Source organism: Micromonospora sp. D75, from assembly GCF_018070405.1.
In the GTDB taxonomy this organism is placed as follows: Bacteria; Actinomycetota; Actinomycetes; order Mycobacteriales; family Micromonosporaceae; genus Micromonospora; species Micromonospora chalcea.
Genome location: NZ_JAGPXV010000758.1, coordinates 1 through 2,575 on the forward strand (window position 1 = coordinate 1; position 2,575 = coordinate 2,575).

3 protein-coding genes are annotated in these 2,575 nt (G+C 74.6%); 1 reads left to right on the forward strand and 2 read right to left on the reverse strand.

What is annotated here, in order from left to right:
- On the forward strand, window positions 1-890 hold an 890-nt coding region (locus KBX39_RS28660), incomplete at its 5' end, for an XdhC/CoxI family protein (protein ID WP_210873520.1).
- Between the two features lie 20 nt (window positions 891-910).
- On the opposite strand, the gene KBX39_RS28665 is transcribed toward KBX39_RS28660, so the two are convergent.
- Both KBX39_RS28665 and KBX39_RS28670 read right to left on the reverse strand, forming a co-directional pair.
- The gene (locus tag KBX39_RS28665) at window positions 911-2,014 is read right to left on the reverse strand and encodes an FUSC family protein (RefSeq protein ID WP_210873522.1); all 1,104 of its coding nucleotides are present in this window, start codon (window positions 2,012-2,014) and stop codon (window positions 911-913) included.
- Window positions 2,015-2,154: 140 nt separating this feature from the next.
- The coding region (locus tag KBX39_RS28670) for a DNA-binding response regulator (protein ID WP_210873524.1) at window positions 2,155-2,575 on the reverse strand (421 nt) is incomplete at its 5' end.

A 2,575-nucleotide genomic window follows, 5' to 3' on the forward strand; every position in this document is an offset into this window, starting at 1 on the left:
TGTGCCGGGAGGCCATACGCACCGGCCAGGTGCGCACCGAGACGTACGGCGTCGGCGACGACGACGCCTTCGAGGTGGGCCTGACCTGCGGCGGCACCATCGAGGTCCTGGTGCAGCCGGACGTCGTGCTGACCGAGCCCGACGCGGTGCTCGCCGCGATCCGCGCGGGTACGCCGGTGGCGACGGCGTCCGCCGGAATGGCCCAGATGGTGGTCTGGCCCGACCGGGTGGCCGGCACCCTCGGCGACGCCGACCTGGACCGCGCGGTGACGCAGCAGGCCGAGGGGATGCTGGCCCTCGGCACCACCGGAACCGTGCGACTCGGTACGCGCGGGCAGCAGCGGCACGACGAGGTGTCCGTGTTCGTGCAGTCGTACCTGCCGCCACCACGGATGATCGTGTTCGGCGCGATCGACTTCGCCGTCGCGGTGGCCCGGATCGGCCGCTTCCTCGGCTACCACGTCACGGTGTGCGACGCCCGGCCGGTGTTCGCCACCCGCAAGCGCTTCCCCGACGCCGACGACCTCGTCGTGCAGTGGCCGCACAAATACCTGGAGTCGACGGCCGTCGACGAGCGCACAGTGCTCTGCGTCCTCACCCACGACCCGAAGTTCGACGTCCCGCTGCTGGAGGTCGCCCTGCGCACCCGGGCCCGCTACATCGGCGCGATGGGCAGCCGCCGCACCCATACCGACCGGCTGCGCCGCCTGCGCGAGGCGGGCGTGGACGAGGCCGCCCTCGCCCGGCTCTCCTCACCGATCGGACTCGACCTGGGGGCGCGGACGCCGGAGGAGACCGCCGTGGCGATCGCCGCCGAGTTCGTCGCCCTGGCCGCCGGAGGGTCCGGCCGGCGGCTGACGGACCTCGACACCCCGATCCATCAGCACTGAGCGGACCAGCGGCGAACGTGTCACCCCCGGCTCAGGCCGAGCGCCTCGTCCACCCGGTCCAGCACCGTCACGTCGTCGTGGCCGACACCGCGCAGCAGGTCGATGGCGGTCGCCCGGATCTGCCCGACGATCATGGTGACCGGCAGCGGCGGATCGGTCCGCAGCAGGCCCGCGGCGATCCGGACCGCCTCCAGCGCCGCCGCGTCGGCCCGCTGCGCGTGCCGGTCGGCGTCGGCGCCGGTGAGGTCGTGGGCCATGGCCTCACCGGCCGACCGTACGGCGGAGGTCAGCGCGCCGATCGCGGCGGCCAGCTCCGGCGGCGTGGCGGTGTGCCGGCGGGTCAGGGTCACGCCGGCCCGGGCCAGCACCCGGATGTTGCGGGCGGCGTAGTCGAGCTGCCGCAGCGTGGCCTCCACCTCGACGAGCTTGCCCAGGTGCCGGCGGCGCAGTCCCAGCCGCAGCGTCTCGCCGGTGGCGAGCACGGCGGCCTGCATCTCGGCGACGCAGTCGTCCACCTGCCGCGCCCGGTCCAGCGCGGCGCGGGCGGCGTCCTCGTCGCAGCCACGCAGCGCCGCGTTGACCTGGTCGAGCAGGTCGGCCAGGTCGGTGTAGCTGCGCCGGGCCTGGGCCACCAGTGGTGCCAGCGGGTCACGGGCGGCCATCAGCTGGCTGGCGGCGAGCGCCACGGTGCCGCCGATGAGCGCGTCGACGAAGCGGAACGGCATCAGCGTCCCGTTCGGCGCGGAGACCACGACCAGGTACATGGCCGAGACGGTGGCCTGCACGACCAGGGCACGGCGGGCCCCGATCACCACGAGCGTCGTGGTGGTCAGCAGCAGCACCAGCAGGACCGTCTCGGTGCCCGGGCCCAGCGCGTACACCAGCAGCTCGGCGACGAGCACGGCGGCTGCCACGGCGAGCAGGATCTCGACGGTCTGCCGCAGCCGTCGCCCGCGGGACTCGCCGAGCACGACGAGCGCGGCGGTCGGCGCGAAGAACGGATCCGGGTGACGGATCACCACCGCCGCCACGATCCACGCGACCACAGCGGCGGCGGTCAGCTCGACCACTGTCATCCCGTCGCCGCGTAACCGCGCGACGGCGTCGCGTACCCAGCTCCGCACCGGTCGTACCCCTCTCGCCGGACAGGCCGGAACCCGGCCGCCGATTGATCTTCCGCGAGGAGGCCCACTACCCCGGCTGTGACCTGCTCAATCGCTGACGCCGGTAGCCGGCGCGGCCGACGACGCGCACCTGCCCGGGGTCAGCGGCGGATGAGGCCGAGTTCGGTGGCGGTGGCGACGGCGGCGGTACGCGACTCGACGCCGAGCTTGGCGTAGATGCGGGCCAGGTGGGACTTGACGGTGCCCTCGGTCAGGTGCAGGCGGGTGCCGATGCTGTGGTTCGACAGACCGTCGGCGACCAGGGCGAGGACCTCGGTCTCGCGTCGGGTCAGGGCGGTGCCCGGCGTACGCAGGCGGTTCATCAGCCGGTTCGCGACGGTGGGCGCCAGCGTGGTGCGTCCGGCGGCGGCGGTGCGGACGGCGGCGGCCAGGTCGTCGGGTGGGGCGTCCTTGAGGAGGTAGCCGGTGGCGCCCGCCGCGATGGCGGGCAGGGTGTCGGCGTCGGCGGCGTACGGGGGGTCGCTCAGCACCCGCGGCGCTTCCGGGCCGGCGGTGGTCCGG